The 19,982-nt window shown below is 69.5% G+C and carries 18 protein-coding genes; all 18 read left to right on the top strand.

Going from position 1 to position 19,982, the window contains the following annotated elements; translation table 11 throughout:
* Positions 1–36: 36 nt before the first annotated feature.
* The 18 genes from ACTOQ3_RS14570 (at position 37) to ACTOQ3_RS14655 (ending at position 19,969) form a co-directional block, all read left to right on the top strand.
* On the top strand, positions 37–762 hold the full coding sequence (locus ACTOQ3_RS14570; RefSeq protein WP_440083900.1) for a demethylmenaquinone methyltransferase: 726 nt from the start codon (positions 37–39) through the stop codon (positions 760–762).
* 160 nt (positions 763–922) lie between these two features.
* Positions 923–2,200, top strand: a complete 1,278-nt coding sequence (locus ACTOQ3_RS14575) for a geranylgeranyl reductase family protein (protein WP_440083901.1) — start codon at positions 923–925, stop codon at positions 2,198–2,200.
* Between the two features lie 121 nt (positions 2,201–2,321).
* Positions 2,322–2,681 (top strand): NADH-quinone oxidoreductase subunit A, encoded by a 360-nt coding sequence (locus ACTOQ3_RS14580; RefSeq protein WP_440067972.1) that lies wholly within the window; start codon positions 2,322–2,324, stop codon positions 2,679–2,681.
* A gap of 2 nt (positions 2,682–2,683) precedes the next feature.
* Entirely contained in the window at positions 2,684–3,235 is a 552-nt protein-coding gene (locus ACTOQ3_RS14585; protein WP_030916695.1) for a NuoB/complex I 20 kDa subunit family protein, read from the top strand.
* On the top strand, positions 3,232–3,918 hold the full coding sequence (locus ACTOQ3_RS14590) for an NADH-quinone oxidoreductase subunit C (RefSeq protein ID WP_440083902.1): 687 nt from the start codon (positions 3,232–3,234) through the stop codon (positions 3,916–3,918). Before ACTOQ3_RS14585 ends, ACTOQ3_RS14590 begins: the two co-directional genes overlap by 4 nt.
* Positions 3,915–5,282 carry an NADH-quinone oxidoreductase subunit D gene (locus ACTOQ3_RS14595; protein ID WP_440083903.1) on the top strand — a complete coding sequence of 456 codons (1,368 nt, stop codon included), beginning with the start codon at positions 3,915–3,917 and terminating at the stop codon, positions 5,280–5,282. The genes ACTOQ3_RS14590 and ACTOQ3_RS14595 overlap by 4 nt, the downstream gene beginning before the upstream one ends.
* A 158-nt stretch (positions 5,283–5,440) precedes the next feature.
* Positions 5,441–6,115, top strand: a complete 675-nt coding sequence (nuoE, locus tag ACTOQ3_RS14600) for an NADH-quinone oxidoreductase subunit NuoE (RefSeq protein WP_440083991.1) — start codon at positions 5,441–5,443, stop codon at positions 6,113–6,115.
* A 130-nt stretch (positions 6,116–6,245) separates the two neighbouring features.
* Positions 6,246–7,532 (top strand): NADH-quinone oxidoreductase subunit NuoF, encoded by a 1,287-nt coding sequence (nuoF, locus tag ACTOQ3_RS14605; RefSeq protein WP_440083904.1) that lies wholly within the window; start codon positions 6,246–6,248, stop codon positions 7,530–7,532.
* Between the two features lie 67 nt (positions 7,533–7,599).
* Entirely contained in the window at positions 7,600–10,206 is a 2,607-nt protein-coding gene (locus tag ACTOQ3_RS14610; RefSeq protein ID WP_440083905.1) for an NADH-quinone oxidoreductase subunit G, read from the top strand.
* A complete protein-coding gene (gene nuoH / locus ACTOQ3_RS14615) occupies positions 10,206–11,555 on the top strand; it encodes an NADH-quinone oxidoreductase subunit NuoH (protein ID WP_440083906.1) in 1,350 nt (449 codons plus the stop codon). Before ACTOQ3_RS14610 ends, nuoH begins: the two co-directional genes overlap by 1 nt.
* Complete coding sequence (gene nuoI, locus ACTOQ3_RS14620; protein ID WP_344747308.1) at positions 11,542–12,057, top strand: NADH-quinone oxidoreductase subunit NuoI; 516 nt, start codon at positions 11,542–11,544, stop codon at positions 12,055–12,057. Before nuoH ends, nuoI begins: the two co-directional genes overlap by 14 nt.
* Positions 12,050–12,886, top strand: coding sequence for an NADH-quinone oxidoreductase subunit J (locus ACTOQ3_RS14625; RefSeq protein WP_440083907.1), 837 nt, complete (start codon positions 12,050–12,052; stop codon positions 12,884–12,886). The genes nuoI and ACTOQ3_RS14625 overlap by 8 nt, the downstream gene beginning before the upstream one ends.
* The gene (gene nuoK, locus ACTOQ3_RS14630; protein WP_329089089.1) at positions 12,883–13,179 is read left to right on the top strand and encodes an NADH-quinone oxidoreductase subunit NuoK; all 297 of its coding nucleotides are present in this window, start codon (positions 12,883–12,885) and stop codon (positions 13,177–13,179) included. Before ACTOQ3_RS14625 ends, nuoK begins: the two co-directional genes overlap by 4 nt.
* A gap of 66 nt (positions 13,180–13,245) precedes the next feature.
* Complete coding sequence (nuoL, locus tag ACTOQ3_RS14635; RefSeq protein ID WP_440083992.1) at positions 13,246–15,108, top strand: NADH-quinone oxidoreductase subunit L; 1,863 nt, start codon at positions 13,246–13,248, stop codon at positions 15,106–15,108.
* The gene (locus tag ACTOQ3_RS14640; RefSeq protein ID WP_440083908.1) at positions 15,108–16,703 is read left to right on the top strand and encodes an NADH-quinone oxidoreductase subunit M; all 1,596 of its coding nucleotides are present in this window, start codon (positions 15,108–15,110) and stop codon (positions 16,701–16,703) included. The genes nuoL and ACTOQ3_RS14640 overlap by 1 nt, the downstream gene beginning before the upstream one ends.
* Complete coding sequence (gene nuoN, locus ACTOQ3_RS14645) at positions 16,700–18,253, top strand: NADH-quinone oxidoreductase subunit NuoN (protein WP_440083909.1); 1,554 nt, start codon at positions 16,700–16,702, stop codon at positions 18,251–18,253. Before ACTOQ3_RS14640 ends, nuoN begins: the two co-directional genes overlap by 4 nt.
* Before the next feature lie 14 nt (positions 18,254–18,267).
* On the top strand, positions 18,268–19,263 hold the full coding sequence (locus ACTOQ3_RS14650) for a polyprenyl synthetase family protein (protein WP_440083910.1): 996 nt from the start codon (positions 18,268–18,270) through the stop codon (positions 19,261–19,263).
* A 304-nt stretch (positions 19,264–19,567) separates the two neighbouring features.
* Complete coding sequence (locus ACTOQ3_RS14655) at positions 19,568–19,969, top strand: MarR family winged helix-turn-helix transcriptional regulator (protein ID WP_440083911.1); 402 nt, start codon at positions 19,568–19,570, stop codon at positions 19,967–19,969.
* Positions 19,970–19,982: the final 13 nt, after the last annotated feature.

The raw sequence follows: 19,982 nt of genomic DNA on the forward strand, positions 1-19,982 counted from the left end.
TCCGTGGACTATCGGGGCGGGCCTAGGGTGGGAGTCATGACGCGCGCTTCTCTGGACAAGCAGCCGCACGAGGTCGCCGCGATGTTCGATCGCACGGCCAGGCGGTACGACTTCGTCAACGACGTTATCTCCCTGGGCCAGGTCCGGCTGTGGCGCAAGGCCACCGCCGCGGCCGTCGACGCGGGCCCCGGTGAGCTGGTCCTCGACCTCGGCGCGGGCACCGGTACGTCGACCGACGCGTTCACCGCGCTGGGCGCCCGCGCCATCGCCTCCGACTTCTCGCTCGGCATGCTGAGCACCGGGGTGAGGCGCAGGGGCGGCTCGGGCATCTCCGGGGGCGGGGTGCGGGGCGTCAGCTTCGTCGCGGGCGACGCGTTGCGGCTGCCCTTCGCCGACGGCGTCTTCGACGCGGTGACGATCTCCACGGCCCTGCGCAACGTGCACGACACCGGCCGGGCGCTGCGCGAGATGTACCGGGTGGCCAGGCCGGGCGCGCGGCTGGTGATCCTGGAGTTCTCGCACCCGACGCCCAGGTCGTTCGACCTCGTATACTCGCAGTACCTGATGAAGCTGATGCCGCGGGCCGCGAAGCTCTTCGGTTCCAACGACGACTCCTACGAGTATCTGGCGGAGTCGATCAGGGCCTGGCCGGACCAGGCGGGGTTGGCGAGGATCATTCAGGGAGCGGGCTGGGAGCGGGTCGCCTGGCGCAACCTGAGCCTGGGAATCGTGGCCCTGCACCGCGCGTACAAGCCCGCGTAGCGCCTCGCGTGGAAGATTGGCGACGAGGGCAACACCCGCCTGACACTTTGCCCCGCAAAGGCGTTAGACTTCGGCCCGACAAGTTTGTGAAGCTCTTCACAAAGGAACGAAAGGCCCCTCACTCCGAGGCCCCCACAGCGTGTAGGACAGGACAGGTCCCGTGACCGTGCCAGCCGCCACACAGCGGAAAGTCGCTGAGGCTGACGCCGACGTCATCGTCGTCGGCGCCGGGCCCGCCGGTTCGACAACCGCATTCCACCTCGCGCAGGCCGGGCTCGACGTCCTGCTGCTCGAGAAGACCACCTTCCCCCGCGAGAAGGTCTGCGGCGACGGGCTGACGCCCCGAGCGGTCAAGCAGCTCATCGCGATGGGGATCGACATCGACGCCCCCGGCTGGGTCCGCAACAAGGGCCTGCGCGTGGTCGGCGGCGGGATGCGCTTCGAGCTCGACTGGCCGGAGCTGTCGAGCTTCCCCGACTTCGGCCTGGTGCGCACCCGCCAGGACTTCGACGAGATCCTGGCCGCCAACGCGGTCAAGGCGGGCGTCCGCCTGCTGCAGGGGGTGAACGTCACCGCCCCGGTCCTCGACGACCGCAGCGGGCACATCGTCGGCGTGGTCGCCAAGCGGGACGGCGAGGAGGTCACCTACCGCTCCCGGCTGGTGGTCGCCGCCGACGGCAACTCCACCCGCATCTCCCTGGCGATGGGGCTGCACAAGCGCGAGGACCGCCCGATGGGCGTCGCGGTGCGGACGTACTTCGAGAGCCCCCGCCACGACGACGACTACCTGGAGACCTGGCTGGAGCTGTGGGACGGCGACACCCTGCTGCCCGGCTACGGCTGGATCTTCGGTGTCGGCGACGGCACCTCCAACGTGGGCCTGGGGCTGCTGAACACCAGCGAGTCCTTCAAGGGCATGGACTACCGCGACCTGCTCAAGCGCTGGGTGAAGGGCATGCCCCCAGAGTGGGGCTACGTCGAGGAGAACATGACGACCCCCATCAGGGGCGCCGCGCTGCCGATGGCCTTCAACCGCCAGCCGCACTACACGCGGGGCCTGGTGCTGGTCGGCGACGCCGGCGGGATGATCAACCCGTTCAACGGCGAGGGCATCGCGTACGCGATGGAGACCGGCCACATCGCCGCCGAGACGATCGTCCAGGCGCTCGGCAGGGTCACCCCCGCGCAGCGGGAGCGCGTGCTGCGCGCCTACCCTCGGACGTTGAAAGACGCATACGGTGGTTACTTCACCCTCGGCAGGGGATTCGTGGAGCTGATCGGGCACCGCGGTGTGATGAACTTCGCGACGCGTCACGCGCTGCCGCACCCCCACCTGATGCGGTTCGCGCTCAAGCTCCTTGCTAATCTCACCGACCGGCGGGGTGACGCGTCCGACCGCATCATCAACGCCCTGTCGAAGGTGGCGCCACCGGCATGAGAGCGACGAGGGCCGGACACCTGGAACCGGGGGCGATGATCGCCCTGCCTAGACTTTCGAAATACACCACAACGCAGAGCTACGCGCCGGCGCGCGTGGAGATGGGAGAGGAGGCGTAGCGATGGAGTTGTACGCACCCATCCTGGTGCTCGCCGTTCTCGCGGCGGGATTTGCGATCTTCTCGGTGACGATCGCCCCCTTCACCGGTCCCAAGCGCTGGAACCGCGCGAAACTCGACGCCTACGAATGCGGCATCGAGCCGACGCCCCAGCCCGTGGGCGGAGGCCGCTTCCCGCTGAAGTACATGGTCACCGCGATGCTGTTCATCGTGTTCGACATCGAGATCATCTTCCTCTACCCGTGGGCGGTCGCGTTCGACCAGCTCGGGCTGTTCGGGTTGGTCGAGATGCTGCTGTTCATCGTCACCGTGCTCGTGGCCTACGCGTACGTGTGGCGCCGCAAGGGTCTGGACTGGGACTAGATATGGGTCTTGAAGAGAAACTTCCGAGCGGGTTCATGCTCAGCACGGTCGAGCAGGTCGCCGGCTGGGCGCGCAAGAACTCCGTCTGGCCGGCGACGTTCGGTCTCGCCTGCTGTGCCATCGAGCTGATGTCCACCGGCGGTCCCAAGCACGACCTGGCGCGCTTCGGCATGGAGCGCGCCTCGGCGTCTCCGCGCCAGGCCGACCTGATGATCGTCGCGGGACGGCTGTCGCAGAAGATGGCCCCGGTGCTGCGCCAGATCTACGACCAGATGGCCGAGCCCAAGTGGGTCATCGCGATGGGCGTCTGCGCCTCCAGCGGCGGCATGTTCAACAACTACGCGATCGTGCAGGGCGTCGACCACGTCGTCCCCGTCGACATCTACCTGCCCGGCTGCCCGCCGCGGCCCGAGATGCTCATCGACGCAATCGTCAAGTTGCACGACAAGATCCAGAACACGAAGTTCGGCGCGCACCGCGCCAAGCAGATCGACGAGCTCGAACTGCAGGCCCTGCGGACGCTGCCGCTGATCGACCAGGGGACCGCCAAATGACGAGCGAACCCGCTGACAACCTCCCCGAGGTTCCGGAGGAGCCGATCGCCCACCTGGGCATGTTCGGCGCCTCGGGCACCGGCGACACCTCCGGCTACGGCCGCCTCGTCGTGCGGCGCAAGCCCGAGCTGTCCAGCGCCCGCCCGTACGGCGGCTACTTCGACACCGTCGCCGACGAGCTGGAGCGCGCCCTCGGCGGCGATCTCGGCGACGCCGTCGAGCGCGTGGTGGTCGACCGCGGCGAGCTGACCTTCCACGTCAGGCGCGAGCGCCTGCTCGACGTCGTCAAGGTCCTGCGCGACGACCCCGCCCTGCGCTTCGAGCTCTCGCTCGGCGTCTCCGGCGTGCACTACCCCCACCTGGTGGGCCAGGAGCTGCACGCGGTGATCCACCTGTGCTCGATCACGCACAACCGCCGCCTGCGCGTCGAGGTCTCCTGCCCCGACGACGACCGGCACATCCCCTCCACGGTCTCGGTGTACCCGACCCACGACTGGCACGAGCGCGAGACCTGGGACTTCTTCGGCATCGTCTTCGACGGGCACCCGGCGCTGACCCGCATCATGATGCCCGACGACTGGGACGGTCACCCCCAGCGCAAGGACTACCCGCTCGGCGGCATCCCGGTCGAGTACCGCGGCGCCGAGATCCCCGCGCCGGACCAGAGGAGGTCCTACACATGAGCGTCCCCTACCAGGAGACGAAGGAGACCATCGGCGGCCCGTACGACGCGTACGACGAGGCCACCGAGGGCAAGGTCTACACCGTCTCGGGCAACGACTGGACGGAACTGGTCGAGACCCTCTCCGGCCAGCAGGACCAGCAGCTCGTCATCAACATGGGCCCCCAGCACCCGTCCACGCACGGCGTGCTCCGCCTGGTCCTGAACCTGGACGGCGAGACGGTCACCGAGGCCCGCACGGTCATCGGCTACCTGCACACCGGCATCGAGAAGAACCTCGAATACCGGACGTGGACCCAGGGCACGACGTTCGTCACCCGGATGGACTACCTGGCGCCGATCTTCAACGAGACCGCCTACTGCATGGGCGTCGAGCGGCTGCTGGGCATCACCGACCGGATCCCCGAGCGGGCCCAGGCCATCCGCGTGATGATGATGGAGCTCACCCGGATCTCCTCGCACATGGTGGCCATCGGCACCTTCGGCATGGAGCTGGGCGCGACCACGCCGTTCCTCTTCGGGTCCCGCGAGCGCGAGATGGTGCTCGACGTGATGGAGTACATCACCGGCCTGCGGATGAACATGGCCTACGTCCGGCCCGGAGGCGTCTCGGTCGACCTGCCCGCCGGCGCCGTCGACAAGGTCGGCGAGCTGCTCAAGGTCATGCCGGGGCGCATCAAGGACATGCGCAAGATGCTCGACGCGAACCCGGTGTACCTGGCCCGTACCAAGGACGTCGCCTACCTCGACCTCACCGGCTGCATGGCGCTGGGCGTCACCGGCCCGATGCTGCGGGCCGCCGGCCTGCCGTGGGACCTGCGCAAGTCGCAGCCCTACTGCGGCTACGAGACCTACGAGTTCGACGTCCCGACGGAGAAGACCGCCGACGTCTACGGCCGCTACCTGGTGCGGGTGGCCGAGATGGAGGAGTCGCTCAAGATCATCGAGCAGGCGCTCGACCGCCTCTCCGGGCCGCTCAAGAACGACCGGGTGATGATCGACGACAAGAAGATCGGCTGGCCCGCGCAGCTCGCGCTCGGCCCCGACGGCCTGGGCAACTCGCCCGACCACATCGCGCACATCATGAGCGGCTCCATGGAGGCGCTGATCCACCACTTCAAGCTGGTGACCGAGGGTTTCCGGGTCCCGGCCGGGCAGGCGTACGCCTCGGTCGAGTCGCCCCGCGGCGAGCTCGGCGCCCACGTGGTCAGCGACGGCGGAACCCGCCCCTACCGCGTACACTTCCGCGATCCGTCCTTCACGAACCTGCAGGCCATGCCCGCGACGTGTGAGGGCGGCATGGTCGCCGACGTCATCTCGGCGGTGGCCTCGATCGACCCGGTGATGGGAGGTGTCGACCGATGAGCTCCAGCAAGGGCCCGGCCGGCCAGTCGGCGAACGCGGCGGACGAGAGGCTCGACGCGAGCACGGGCACCGGCCTGACGGGCGAGAGCGCCCTCGGGACGAGCACCGCCCTGGGCGGCGAGCCCTCGAACGAGGCCGCCCGCGCGGGTGGCGAGGAGGTGAGCGCGACCGTGAGCAAGGGGTACGCGCCGGAGGTGCGGGAGCGCCTGGAGCGCGACGCCAAGGAGATCATCGGCCGCTACCCGAAGCCGCGGTCGGCCCTGCTGCCCCTGCTGCACCTGGTGCAGTCGGAGGACGGCTACGTCTCCGACGACGGCCACGAGTTCTGCGCCGAGATGCTCGGCCTGAGCAAGGCCGAGGTCGTGGGCGTCTCCACCTTCTACACGATGTACAAGCGCAGGCCGATGGGCCAGTACCACGTGGGCGTGTGCATCAACACGCTCTGCGCGGTCATGGGCGGCGACCAGATCTGGGAAGAGCTGTCCGAGCACGCGGGCGTCGGTCACGACGAGACGACCCCCGACGGCAAGGTCTCGCTGGAGCGGCTGGAGTGCAACGCCGCCTGCGACTTCGCCCCGGTGATGATGGTCAACTGGGAGTTCTTCGACAACCAGACCCCGGCCTCGGCCAAGCAGCTCGTCGACGACCTCAGGGACGGCAAGGAGATCTCCCCGACCCGGGGGCCGAAGAAGCTCTGCACGTTCAAGGAGGCCTCGCGGGTGCTCGCGGGCCTGCCCGACGGCCTGGCCGGCGACGGCCCCTCGGCGAACGGTCCCTCCCTGGAGGGTCTGAAGATCGCCAAGGCCAAGGGATGGAAGGCTCCGGAGGCGTGAGCGTGCCACGGCGAGGAGCCACCAGGAGCGGGCGTGCCGGTCAGACCGGCGCGTGCGGGCGCAACGAGCGTGCCGGCAGGCACGGAGCGGCCTCGTCACGGAGCGACGGGCTGCCAGGCGAGGAGACGAAGTGACCACTCTCACCCCGGTTCTGACCGCGAACTGGGACCAGCCCAACTCCTTCACCCTGGAGGGCTACGGCGACTACTCGGCGGCCGAGAAGGCGCTGGGCATGGACCCCGACGCCGTCATCCAGGCCGTCAAGGACTCCGGACTGCGCGGCCGAGGCGGCGCGGGCTTCCCCACCGGCATGAAGTGGGGCTTCATCCCCCAGGGTGACGGCAAGCCGCACTACCTGGTGGTCAACGCCGACGAGTCCGAGCCCGGCACGTGCAAGGACATCCCGCTGATGATGGCCAACCCGCACTCGCTGGTCGAGGGCGTCATCATCACCGCGTACGCGATCCGGGCCAACCACGCCTTCATCTACGTGCGCGGCGAGGTCGTGCACGTCGTGCGCCGCCTGCAGGCGGCCGTGGCCGAGGCGTACGCCAAGGGCTATCTCGGCACCGACCTGTTCGGCTCCGGTTTCGACCTCGAGCTGGTCGTGCACAGCGGGGCGGGCGCCTACATCTGTGGCGAGGAGACGGCGCTGCTCGACTCGCTGGAGGGCTATCGCGGCCAACCTCGGCTCAAGCCCCCCTTCCCCGCCGTGGCGGGCCTGTACGCCTCGCCGACAGTGGTGAACAACGTCGAGTCGGTCGCGAGTGTTCCCTCCATCATCGCCAACGGCGCCGACTGGTTCGCCGGGATGGGCACGGAGAAGTCCAAGGGCTTCGGCATCTTCTCGCTGAGCGGCCACGTGACCACGCCCGGTCAGTACGAGGCTCCGCTCGGCATCACGCTGCGCGAGCTGCTGGAGATGTCCGGCGGCATCCGCGAGGGCCACCGGCTCAAGTTCTGGACCCCCGGCGGGTCGAGCACCCCGATCTTCACCGACGAGCACCTCGACGTCCCGCTGGACTTCGAGTCCGTCGGCGCGAAGGGCTCGATGCTCGGCACCCGGGCCCTGCAGATCTTCGACGAGACCACCTGCGTGGTGCGCGCCGTGCTCCGCTGGACCGAGTTCTACGCGCACGAGTCGTGCGGCAAGTGCACCCCCTGCCGGGAGGGCACCTACTGGCTCAAGCAGGTGCTCAAGCGGCTGGAGAAGGGTCAGGGCACCGAAGAGGACCTGACCACGATCACCGACATCGCCGACAACATCCTGGGGCGCTCCTTCTGCGCCCTGGGCGACGGGGCCACCAGCCCCATCCACTCGTCGGTGAAATACTTCCGCGACGAATACCTCAAGCACTTCGAGATCGGCGGCTGCCCGTTCGATCACGCCCCGTCCACGGTGTGGGGTGCCCAGTGAGCGCGCGGACCCCGGCAACCGGCAAGCACAGCACCGTCTCGGTCATGAGGCCGACGGAGGAGACGCCATGACCGTCGAAGCCACCACCCCGGCGCAGCAGGTGCCGGTGAACCTGGTCACCGTCACCATCGACGGCTTCCAGGTGAGCGTCCCGAAGGGCACCCTGATCATCCGGGCGGCCGAGCTGCTCGGCATCCAGATCCCCCGGTTCTGCGACCACCCGCTGCTGGAACCGGCCGCCAACTGCCGCCAGTGCCTGGTGGACATCCCCGACGCCGGCAACGGCCGCGGCTTCCCCAAGCCGCAGCCCTCCTGCGCGATCGAGGTCGCCGAGGGCATGGTCGTCCAGACCCAGCTCACCTCCCCGGTCGCCGAGAAGGCGCAGCGCGGCGTGATGGAGCTGCTGCTCCTGAACCACCCGCTCGACTGCCCGGTCTGCGACAAGGGCGGCGAGTGCCCGCTGCAGAACCAGGCCATGTCCAACGGCCAGGGCGAGAGCCGCTTCGTGGAGAAGAAGCGGACCTTCGACAAGCCGGTCGCGCTCTCCTCCGAGGTGCTGCTCGACCGCGAGCGCTGCGTCCAGTGCGCGCGCTGCATCCGCTTCTCCGACGAGATCGCCGGCGACCCGCTCATCGACTTCTTCGAGCGCGGGGCCAAGGAGCAGGTCGCCACCGCCGACGGCCGCCCGTTCGAGTCCTACTTCTCCGGCAACACCGTGCAGATCTGCCCGGTGGGCGCGCTCACCGGTGCCGCGTACCGCTTCCAGGCCCGCCCGTTCGACCTGGTCTCCACACCCAGCGCCTGCGAGCACTGCGCGAGTGGCTGCTCCCTGCGCACCGACCACCGGCGCGGCAAGGTCACCCGCCGCCTGGCCGGGGACGACCCCGAGGTCAACGAGGAGTGGAACTGCGACAAGGGTCGCTGGGCCTTCACCTACGCGACCCAGCCCGACCGGCTGAAGACCCCCCTCGTCCGTGACGAGGAGGGGCGCCTGGTCCCGGCCTCCTGGCCCGAGGCGTTCGCCGCGGCCGCCAAGGGCCTGTCCGCCGCGCGCGGGCGCGCCGGCGTGCTGGTCGGCGGTCGCCTCACCGTCGAGGAGGCGTACGGGTACGCGAAGTTCGCCCGGATCGCTCTCGGCACCAACGACATCGACTTCCGTGCCAGGCCGCACTCCGAGGAGGAGGCGCGGTTCCTGGCGCACGCCGTCGCCGGCAAGGGCATCGAGGTCCGCTACGCCGACCTGGAGAAGGCGCCCGCGGTGCTCCTGGCGGGCTTCGAGCCCGACGAGGAGTCGCCGATCGTCTTCCTGCGCCTGCGCAAGGCGGCGCGCAAGAAGGGCCTGAAGGTCTTCTCGGTCGCGCCGTTCGCCGGCCCCGGGCTCGCCAAGATGGGCGGCACCCTGATCCCGGCGGTGCCGGGCTCGGAGACCGCCGTCCTGGAGGACCTGGCCGGCGTGGACGCGATCGCCGCCGAGGCGATCAGGCAGCCGGGCGCGATCATCCTGGCCGGTGAGCGGCTCGCCACCGTGCCGGGCGCGCTGTCGGCGCTGCTGCGGCTCGCCGGCTCCACCGGCGCCCGCCTGGCCTGGATCCCGCGCCGCGCCGGTGAGCGCGGGGCCGTCGAGGCCGGGGCGCTGCCGAACCTGCTGCCGATCGGCCGCCCGGTCGGCGACGAGACCGCCCGCGCCGAGGTGGCCAGGGCGTGGGACGTCGCCTCCCTGCCCGAGGGCGAGGGCCGCGACACCACCGCCATGCTGGCGGCGGCGCTCGACGGCGAGCTCGACGCCCTCGTCATCGCCGGTGTCGACCCCTACGACCTGCCGGCGCCGCAGGCCGCGCTGCTCGCTCTGGAGAACACCCCGTTCATCGTGAGCCTGGAGCAGCGCGCCAGCGCGGTCACCGACCGCGCCGACGTGGTGCTCCCCGTCGCCGTGGTGGCCGAGAAGTCGGGCACCTTCGTCGACTGGGAGGGACGCGGGCGCACCTTCGCCGAGGCGCTCCCGGTTCCGGGGATCATGAGCGACCTGCGGGTCGTCTCCGCGATCGCCGACGCGATGGACGTGCACCTCGGCCTGCCCGACCCCGCCGCCGCCCGCCGCGAGCTCAGCTCGATCGGCGCGTGGCGCGGCCCCAGGGCCGCCGCCCCCGACGCGGCCGGCCGGGCCGCCGCCGGGCCGAAGGCGGGGGAGGCCGTGCTGGCCAGCTGGCACCTGCTGCTCGACGACGGCCGCATGCAGGCCGGAGAGCCGTACCTGGCGGGCACCGCCCGCCGGGCCGAGGCGCTGGTGTCGGAGTCCACCGCGGCCGAGTCGGGCCTGGTCGACGGCGGCGAGATCGTCGTCAGCAGCGAGCGCGGCTCGCTGAGCCTGCCCGTGCGGATCGCGGACCTGCCCGACCGGGTGGTGTGGCTGCCGGCCAACTCCGCGGGCCGCTCGGTCACCCGGGACCTGCGCGCCGTCGCCGGTGACGTGGTCGCGATCGGCGCCTCCTCCGGGAACGCCGCGTCCAACGGGGGCGCCTCCGTCGCGCCCGCAGCCGCGAGCCCGGTCACGCCGGGTTCGGCGAGCACCGTCGCGGGCATCGGCGCGGCCACTGACACCGGGTCCGACGAGCGTGCCACCGGCACGACGGCCGGCGAGGCACGCGCCGCCGGCGAAGCCAACGAGGAGCGGTAATGAACGCCCGGACTCTTCTAGCGGCCGATCCGAGCCTCGCCGACTTCGGCAAGGACCCGCTCTGGATCAGCATCATCAAGGCCGCCGTCATCTTCATCGTCCTGATGCTGGGCGTGCTGTTCGGTGTGTGGTTCGAGCGCAAGCTCATCTCCCGCATGCAGAACCGGTACGGCCCCAACCGGGCGGGCAAGTTCGGGTTGCTCCAGTCGGTGGCCGACGGTCTCAAGATGGGGCTGAAGGAAGACCTGATGCCCCGGACCGTCGACAAGGTGATCTACTTCATCGCCCCGGTCGTCCTGGCGGTCCCGGCCTTCCTCGCCTTCTCCGTCATCCCGATGGGCCCGATGGTCTCGATGTTCGGGGTGCAGACGCCGCTGCAGCTCACCGACCTGCCGGTCGCGGTGCTGCTGGTGCTCGCGATGGCCTCGATCGGCGTGTACGGCATCGTGCTGGCCGGCTGGGGCTCGCGCTCCCCCTACTCGGTGCTCGGCGGCCTGCGGGCCAGCGCCCAGGTGGTCTCGTACGAGATCGCGATGGGCCTGTCGTTCGTCGGCGTCTTCCTGTTCGCCGGGACCCTCTCCACCTCGGAGATCGTCGCGGCGCAGGCCAACGGCGGGGTGCTCACGCTGGGCGGCCTGGAGATCCCGCTGCCCTCCTGGTACATGATCCTGCTGATCCCGTCCTTCCTGATCTACATCATCACGATGCTGGGCGAGACCAACCGGGTCCCCTTCGACCTGCCCGAGGGCGAGGGCGAGCTGGTCGGCGGCTTCCAGACCGAATACTCCAACTCGTTGAAGTTCGCGGTCATCATGCTCGCCGAGTACGTCAACGTCTTCGTGGTCTCCGCGGTCTCCATCACCCTGTTCATGGGCGGCTGGCGGGCCCCGTGGCCGATCTCCATGTGGGACGGGGCCAACACCGGCTGGTGGCCGCTGCTGTGGTTCTTCCTCAAGATGGTGCTGGTCTTCTCCTTCTTCGTCTGGTGCCGCGCCTCGCTGCCGCGTGTCAGGTACGACCAGCTGATGGCCCTCGGCTGGAAGATCCTCATCCCGGTCAACCTGGCCTGGATCATGCTCGTCGCCACGGTCAAGGCCCTGCGGCTGGACAACGTCGACCAGTCGGTCGTGTTCATCGTGCTCGCGGCCGTGCTGGTCGGCTGCTTCGGGATCTGGTGGCGTTTCGACAGCGTGCTGCAGAGGCGCAAGGAGGCCAGGGCCGCCCAGGTCCAGGCCGAGTTCGAGCAACTCCAAGCCGAGCCGTCCGCCGGTGGCTTCCCGGTGCCGCCGCTCGACCTGCCGCACTACCACGGTGTAGCGCGCAAGGAGGTTCCCAGTGGGAGCAACTGATTGGCTGAATCCCATCAAGGGATTCGGCGTGACCTTCCACACGATGTTCAAGAAGGTCGAGACGGTCAACTACCCCGAGGAACAGCGGCCCACGGCCCCGCGCTTCCACGGCCGGCACCAGCTCAACCGCTGGCCCGACGGCCTGGAGAAGTGCGTCGGCTGCGAGCTGTGCGCCTGGGCCTGCCCGGCCGACGCGATCTTCGTCGAGGGTGCGGACAACACCGACGAGGAGCGGTTCTCGCCGGGTGAGCGCTACGGGCGCACCTACCAGATCAACTATCTGCGGTGCATCCTGTGCGGCCTGTGCATCGAGGCCTGCCCGACACGGGCGCTCACGATGACCAACGAGTACGACCTCGCCGACAGCAGCCGTGAGAGCCTCATCTACACCAAGGAGATGCTGCTCGCGCCGCTCGGCCCCGGCATGGAGGTCCCGCCGCACCCCATGCGTCTCGGCGAGACCGAAGAGGACTACTACCGGCTGGGACGCAACAATGGGTGAGACCATCACGTTCTGGGTTCTGGCGGTCGTCTCGGTGGGGGCGGCCTTCGGGCTCGTCTTCAGCCGCAAGGCGGTCTACTCGGCGCTGATGCTGGGCGTCGTCATGCTGTCGCTGGCCGTGCTGTACGCGGTCCAGGACGCCCCCTTCCTCGCCGCGGTGCAGATCATCGTCTACACCGGCGCGGTCATGATGCTCTTCCTGTTCGTCCTGATGCTCGTCGGCGTCGACTCCGCCGACTCGCTGGTCGAGACGATCAGGGGACAGCGTCTGTGGGCGTTCGTCGCGGGCATGTCCTTCGCGGCGCTGCTCGCCCTGGGCGTCGGCAACGCCGTCTACGCCCCGCCCACCGGCCTCGCCACGGCCGTGGAGGGGGCGGGCGGCAACGTGCCCTCGCTGGCGCAGCTCATCTTCACCAGGTACGTCTTCGCCTTCGAGGTCACCTCGGCGCTGCTGATCACCGCCGCGCTCGGCGCGATGGTGCTGGCGCACCGCGAGCGCGTCCGGCCCAAGGCCACCCAGCGCGACCTGGCCCGCGCCCGCTTCACCGGCCCGCAGCCCTCGCCGCTGCCGGGGCCCGGCACCTACGCGCTGCACAACGCGATCGACATGCCGGCCCTGCTGCCCGACGGCACGGTCGCGGAGAAGTCCATCAACCGGGTGCTCGCCCGGCACGAGATCGAGGACGGCTTCGCGCCGACCGACCCGGCGAAGGCGGCGCTCATCAAGCAGGTCCTGGAGAAGGAGGCGGCGCAGGGCCGTGACTCCGACCAGGACGACGAGCCCGTCCATGTGAGGGACGCGGCACTCCAGCAGGAGGACGGCAAGTGACCACTCACTACCTGGTGCTCTCCGCGCTGCTGTTCGCGATCGGCGCCGTCGGTGTGCTGGTGCGGCGCAACGCGATCGTGGTGTTCATGTGCGTGGAGCTCATGCTCAACGCCTGCAACCTCGCGTTCGTCACCTTCGCCAGGCAGCAGGGCAACCTGGACGGCCAGATCATCGCGTTCTTCGTGATGGTGGTGGCCGCGGCCGAGGTCGTGATCGGCCTCGCCATCATCGTGATGATCTTCCGAACCCGCAGGTCCGCGTCGGTGGACGACGCCAACCTGCTGAAGTACTAAGAGGTGGCCGTGGAACCCGCTGAGATCATCCAGCATTCCGGGGGCGTGATCGGAGTCTCCTGGCTCATGATCGCACTCCCGCTGCTCGGCGCCGCGGTCCTGCTGCTGGCCGGGCGTCGCTCCGACCGCTGGGGTCACCTCCTCGGCGTCGCGATGTCCCTGGGCGCCTTCGTGGTGGCGGTCGCCGCCTTCGTCGAGATTCTCGGCCTGCCCGAGGCCCAGCGCCGCCAGGGTGTCCCGCTCTACCAGTTCATCCCCGGCGTCGCCGACATGGGGCTGCTGATCGACCCGCTGTCGATCAGCTTCGCCCTGCTGATCACCGGTGTGGGATCGCTGATCCACATCTACTCGATCGGCTACATGTCGCACGACGTCGACCGGCGCCGGTTCTTCGCCTACCTGAACCTGTTCGTCGCGGCGATGCTCCTGCTGGTGCTGGCCGACAACTACGTCGCCCTGTTCATCGGCTGGGAGGGCGTGGGCCTGGCCTCGTACCTGCTCATCGGGTTCTGGCAGTTCAAGCCCTCGGCGGCGGCCGCGGCGAAGAAGGCCTTCATCGTCAACCGCGTCGGCGACTTCGGCCTGCTGATCGCGATCTTCACGATCTTCACGACGTTCGGCACGGTCGCCTTCGGCGAGCTGTCCGGCGCGACCGTCGACGGGGCGCTCCAGTCCGGCGGCGCCTCGCAGGGCACGATCACCGCGATCGGCCTGCTGCTGCTCCTGGGCGCCTGCGGCAAGTCGGCCCAGCTGCCGCTGCAGTCGTGGCTGCTGGACGCGATGGAGGGCCCGACCCCGGTCTCGGCCCTCATCCACGCGGCGACCATGGTCACCGCGGGCGTCTACCTGGTCGTCCGCTCGGGCGCGTTCTTCGAGGCCGCCCCCACCGCGCAGCTGGTCGTGACGATCGTCGGTGTGGCCACGCTGCTCGCCGGTGCGATCATCGGTTGCGCCAAGGACGACATCAAGAAGGGCCTCGCGGGCTCGACGATGTCGCAGATCGGCTACATGATGCTCGGCGCGGGCCTCGGCCCGGTCGGCTACGCGTTCGCCATCGCGCACCTCATCGGGCACGGCTTCTTCAAGGCCAACATGTTCCTCGGGGCGGGCTCGGTCATGCACGCCATGAACGACGAGGTCGACATGCGCAAGTACGGCGGGCTGTTCTCGGTGATGAAGGTCACCGCGGTCACCTTCATCGTCGGCTACCTCGCGATCATCGGCTTCCCGCTGCTGTCCGGTTACTTCACCAAGGACGGCATCATCGAGACGGCCATGCACCACAACGCGATCCTGGGCTGGCTCGCGGTCCTGGGCGCGGGCATCACCGGCTTCTACATGTCGCGGATGGTCTTCATGACCTTCTTCGGCAAGAAGCGCTGGGCCGACGACGCGCACCCGCACGAGTCGCCCTCGGTGATGACCGTGCCGCTGATCCTGCTGGCGATCGGCTCGATCTTCCTGGGCGCATTCATGGTCCTGGACAACCGGCTCATGAGGTTCCTCGCCCCGGCGGTCGGCGCGCCCGCGAAGCTCCCCGAGTTCCACCCCTTCAGCGTCCCCGGCCTGGCCACGCTCGCGCTGGTCGCCGTCGGCGTCGTCTTCGCCTGGTTCCGCTACGGTGCCGCCGAGGTGCCCCGGGTCGCCCCGCGCGGCTCGTTCGTCACCACCTTCGCCCGCCGTGACCTGTACGGCGACGCGCTGAACGAGGCGCTGTTCATGCGCCCCGGCCAGTGGCTGGCCCGCATCGCGGTGTTCTTCGACAACCGCGGCATCGACGGCCTGGTCAACGGCCTGGCGGCGGGGATCGGCGGGACCTCCGGGCGGCTGCGCCGCATCCAGACCGGCTACGTGCGGTCCTACGCGTTGTCCATCCTCTTCGGTGCCGCCGTGGTCGTTGGCGCGCTGCTCTACGTAGGGAACATGTGATGCCCTGGCTCTCGACCCTGATGGCCGTGCCCGTTCTGGGCGCGGTGGGTGTCTCCCTTGTCAAGAGTGACAAGCTCGCCAAGCAGCTGGCCCTGGTGGTCTCGCTGGTCGTGCTGGCGTTGACCGGCGTCCTGGCGGCGCAGTTCGACCCGGCCTCCGGGACGCGCTTCCAGTTCGCCGAGGTCTACGAGTGGATCCCGCGCTTCGGCGTCCACTACGGCGTCGGCGTCGACGGCATCGCCCTGGTGCTGATCGCGCTGTCGGCGATCCTCGTGCCGATCGTGATCCTCGCCTCCTGGCACGACGCCGACGGCTCCGGGGCCGCGGCCCCGCCCAAGCGGTCGGTGAAGACCTACTTCGCGCTGCTGCTGGTGCTGGAAGCGATGATGATCGGCGTCTTCGCGGCGACCGACGTCTTCCTGTTCTACGTCTTCTTCGAAGCCATGCTCATCCCGATGTACTTCATGATCGGGTCGTACGGCGGGGCGCAGCGGTCCTACGCGGCCGTGAAGTTCCTGCTGTACTCGCTCTTCGGCGGCCTGCTCATGCTGGTCGCGGTGATCGCGCTCTACGTGGTCGCCGGGAAGAACACCTTCATGTTCCCCGAGCTGATCGCGGCCGTCCAGGACCCGACCACGCAGAAGTGGCTCTTCGCGGGCTTCTTCATCGCGTTCGCGGTCAAGGCGCCGCTGTGGCCGTTCCACACCTGGCTGCCCGACGCCGCCGCGCAGGCCCCGGCCGGCGCCGCGGTGCTGCTGGTGGGCGTGCTGGACAAGGTCGGCACGTACGGGATGCTCCGCTTCTGCCTGGAGCTGTTCCCCGAGGCGTCGAAGTTCTTCACCCCGCTGGTGATCGTGCTGGCGGTCGTGGGCATCGTCTACGGCGCGATCGTGGCCATCGGCCAGACCGACATGAAGCGCCTGATCGCCTACACCTCGATCTCGCACTTCGGCTTCATCGCGCTGGGCGTCTTCGCGATGACCGCGAACGCGGGCGCGGGCGCCACCCTCTACATGGTCAACCACGGCTTCTCGACCGGCGCGCTGTTCCTGATCGCCGGCTTCCTGATCTACCGCCGGGGTTCCAGCCAGATCGCCGACTACGGAGGCGTGCAGAAGGTCGCCCCGCTGCTGGCGGGCACCTTCCTGATCGCCGGCCTGTCCGGGCTCTCCCTGCCGGGTCTGTCCACGTTCGTCAGCGAGTTCATGGTCCTGCTCGGCACCTACCAGCGCTACCCGGTCCCGGCGATCATCGCGACCAGCGGTGTCGTCCTGGCGGCCGTCTACATCCTGTGGATGTACCAGCGCATGATGACCGGCGCCCCGAAGGAGCCGGCGTACGCCGTGCCCGGTTCCCCCGAGGAGGCGGCGCAGGCCCTGCCCGACTCCCCGAAGAAGCCGGTGCTCGGCCTGCCCGACCTCAACCTGCGTGAGATCTTCGTGGTGGCCCCGCTGGTCGCGGTGCTCCTCGTGCTGGGCTTCTATCCCAAGCCGGTGCTTGACGTGATCAACCCCGCGGTGGACAAGACGCTCAGCAGTATCAACATCGAACAGCCCAAACCCGCCGTGGCGGACCAGAAGGGGGCCGGGCAGTGAACGACGCCATCATCCAACCCCCGACGATCGAGTACGCGCTGCTGTCGCCGATGCTGCTCGTGTTCGGCGCGGCCATCATCGGCGTGCTGATCGAGGCGTTCGCGCCCCGCTACCTGCGCAAGTCGATTCACATGCCGCTCACGCTGCTGGCCCTGGTCGGCGCGTTCCTGATGACCGTGCTCAACGCCGTCAACGGTCTGCCGGACGCCCCGGCGGCGATGGGCTCGGTCGCGGTGGACGGTCCCTCCCTGTTCATCTGGGGCATCATCCTCGTGCTGGCCCTGGTCAGCACGCTCCTGATCAATGACGAGGAGCAGTTCGTCGCGCAGGCGGCGGCGGTGCCGGGAAGCCCCGACGAGGAGGAGGCGATCCTCAGCGGGTACGCCCAGACCGAGGTCTACCCGCTGCTGCTGTTCTCCGTCGGCGGCATGCTGCTCTTCGCCTCCGCCAACGACCTGCTGATCATGTTCGTCGGCCTCGAGGTCATGTCCCTGCCGCTGTACCTGCTCTGTGGCCTGGCCCGCCGTCGCCGCCTGCTCTCGCAGGAGGCCTCGGTCAAGTACTTCCTGCTCGGCGCGTTCTCCTCGGCCTTCTTCCTGTACGGGATGGCCCTGATCTACGGCTACGCCGGGTCGGTGGACCTGCGGGCCATCAGCGACTCGCTCAGCACGGTCAGCGGCCAGGAGACCCTGCTGCTGATCGGCACCGCGATGCTCGGCATCGGCCTGCTCTTCAAGATCGGAGCCGCGCCGTTCCAGGCGTGGAAGCCTGACGTCTACCAGGGCGCGCCCACCGCGGTCACCGCCCTGATGGCCTCCACCGTGCTCGTCGCGGCCTTCGGAGCCGTTATGAGGGTCTTCTGGGTGGCTCTGGGCGGTCTTGAGTGGAACTGGAAGCCGGTCATGTGGGGCGTCGCGATCCTGACGATGATCGTCGGCGCGGTCCTGGCCATCACCCAGACCGAGATCAAGCGGATGCTCGCCTACTCCTCGATCGCGCACGCGGGCTTCCTGCTCACCGGCATCGTCGCGGTCGGCGCCGCCGAGCAGAACGCCCAGGCCCTGTCGGCCATCCTGTTCTACCTGGCCGCGTACGGCTTCACCACGGTCGGCGCCTTCGCGGTCGTCACCATGGTGCGCGACGCGGGTGGCGAGGCCGGGCACCTGTCCCGGTGGGCCGGCCTGGGCAAGCGTTCCCCGGTCCTGGCGGGCATCTTCGCCTTCTTCCTGCTCGCCTTCGCCGGCATCCCGCTCACGAGCGGCTTCTTCGGCAAGTACGCCGTCTTCTCGGCGGCGGTCGCCGGGGACGCCCTGCCGCTCGTCGTCGTGGGTGTGGTCAGCTCGGCGATCGCGGCGTTCTTCTACGTCCGCGTCATCGTGCTGATGTTCTTCAGCGAGCCCGCCGCCGACGGGCCGTCCATCGCGGCACCCACGGTGGGCACCTCGGCTGTGGTCACCCTCGCGGCAGCGGCTACGGTAGTGCTCGGGGTCTTCCCGCAGCCGGTGCTCGATCTCGCGGATCAGGCTGCGTCCGCGCTGTTCATTCGCTAGAGGAGTAACGTTTCATGGCTGCGCCACCGGTTGTTGATCTTCCGTTCGTCGACGAGCGGCTGGCGCAGGACGTCGCGACCGGACTGGCAGAGGTCGAGAAGCTGCTGCGGTCCTCGGTGCAGAGCGAGGACGCCTTCGTCACGGAGGCGTCCAAGCACCTCATCGAGGCCGGCGGCAAGAGGTTCCGGGCCATGCTGGCCCTGCTCGCCGCCCAGTTCGGCTCGCCGCAGGCCGCGGGTGTGGTGCCCGGGGCCGTGGTGATCGAGCTGACCCACCTGGCGACGCTCTACCACGACGACGTGATGGACGAGGCCCCGGTCCGCCGGGGCTCCCCGTCGGCGAACGCCCGCTGGGACAACACCGTGGCCATCCTGACCGGCGACTACCTGTTCGCCCAGGCGTCGGAGATCCTCGCGGACCTCGGTGCCGACGTCATCAGGATCCAGGCCCAGACGTTCTCCCGCCTGGTGCGCGGCCAGATCCGCGAGACCGTCGGCCCCCGCCCCGGCGACGATCCGGTGGCCCACTACATCGGGGTGCTGGCCGACAAGACCGGTTCGCTGATCGCCACCTCCGGCCGGTTCGGCGCCATGCTCAGCGGCGCCTCGCCCGAGGTGGTCGAGCGGCTGACCCGGGCCTGCGAGGCGATCGGGGTGGCGTGGCAGCTCGGCGACGACCTGCTGGACGTCGCCTCGGAGACGATCGAGTCGGGCAAGACCCCCGGAACCGACCTGCGCGAGGGCGTCCGGACCCTGCCGGTGCTCTACGTCCTCGCCTCGGACGCCCCCGAGAGCGCCCGCCTGCGCGAGCTGCTGGCCGGTCCGGTGGCGGAGGAGGACATCGAGGAGACCTTGGGTCTGCTCCGCGCCGACCCCGCCATGGGACGTGCCCGCGCCGAGCTGCTCGCCTGGGCCGACCGCGCCCGCCAGGATCTGATGAGCCTTCCCGACATCCCGGCCCGCTCCGCCTATCTGGCACTGTGCGACTACGTGGTGGAGCGTTCCGGCTGACCACCGCCTGCCCGGCACCGTCTTCTCGGTGCCGTGTGATCATTCGTGGGTTGTCCGGCCGGCCATCGCCCGCCAGGCGGTGTGCGACCACCTCGTGCAGTGGTCCGGCCGGCCCCGTTAGCCTGGAGTCGTGCGACCACGTCGTGAAGCGTTCCGGCCGGCCACCGCAGGCATGATCATCCGGCTCACCCACCCGGTCTGACCGGGTTTTTCGTATGTCTTCCATGATGTTTATTGCATGTAAAAGCAAATATTGTATGTGCATGTAGACTCCTGCCGATAGAACACTCCAGGAGGAATCACCATGTCGTGGGATCGTTTCGCCCTCTTGCACGCGCGCGTGGAGGCGGAGTTGACCAAGGCCCTCCAGCGCGGACACGGCCTCGGGCTGTCGGAGTACCGCGCGCTGGGACGGCTCGCCACCGCTCCCGCCGGCTGCATGCGCATGCAGGAACTCGCCGAGGCCGTGGGGCTCAACCAGAGCTCGGTGACCCGCCTCGTCGCCCGCCTCGAGGAGGCCGGGATGACCCGGCGCGACCTCTGCTCGGACGACCGCCGCGGCGTCTACTCGGTGATCACCGACGAGGGCCGGGCCCGGCTGGCCGGGGCCACGCCCACCTACGAGCGCTCGCTGGCCGCGGCCCTGGAGCAGGCCGGCGTCGACCCGGACCTCACCCCGCTGGTCCTCGCCGTCCGCGGCTCCTGACCGACCCGGTCGC

The organism is Streptosporangium sp. LJ11, assembly GCF_051918945.1.
Lineage (GTDB): Bacteria > Actinomycetota > Actinomycetes > Streptosporangiales > Streptosporangiaceae > Streptosporangium.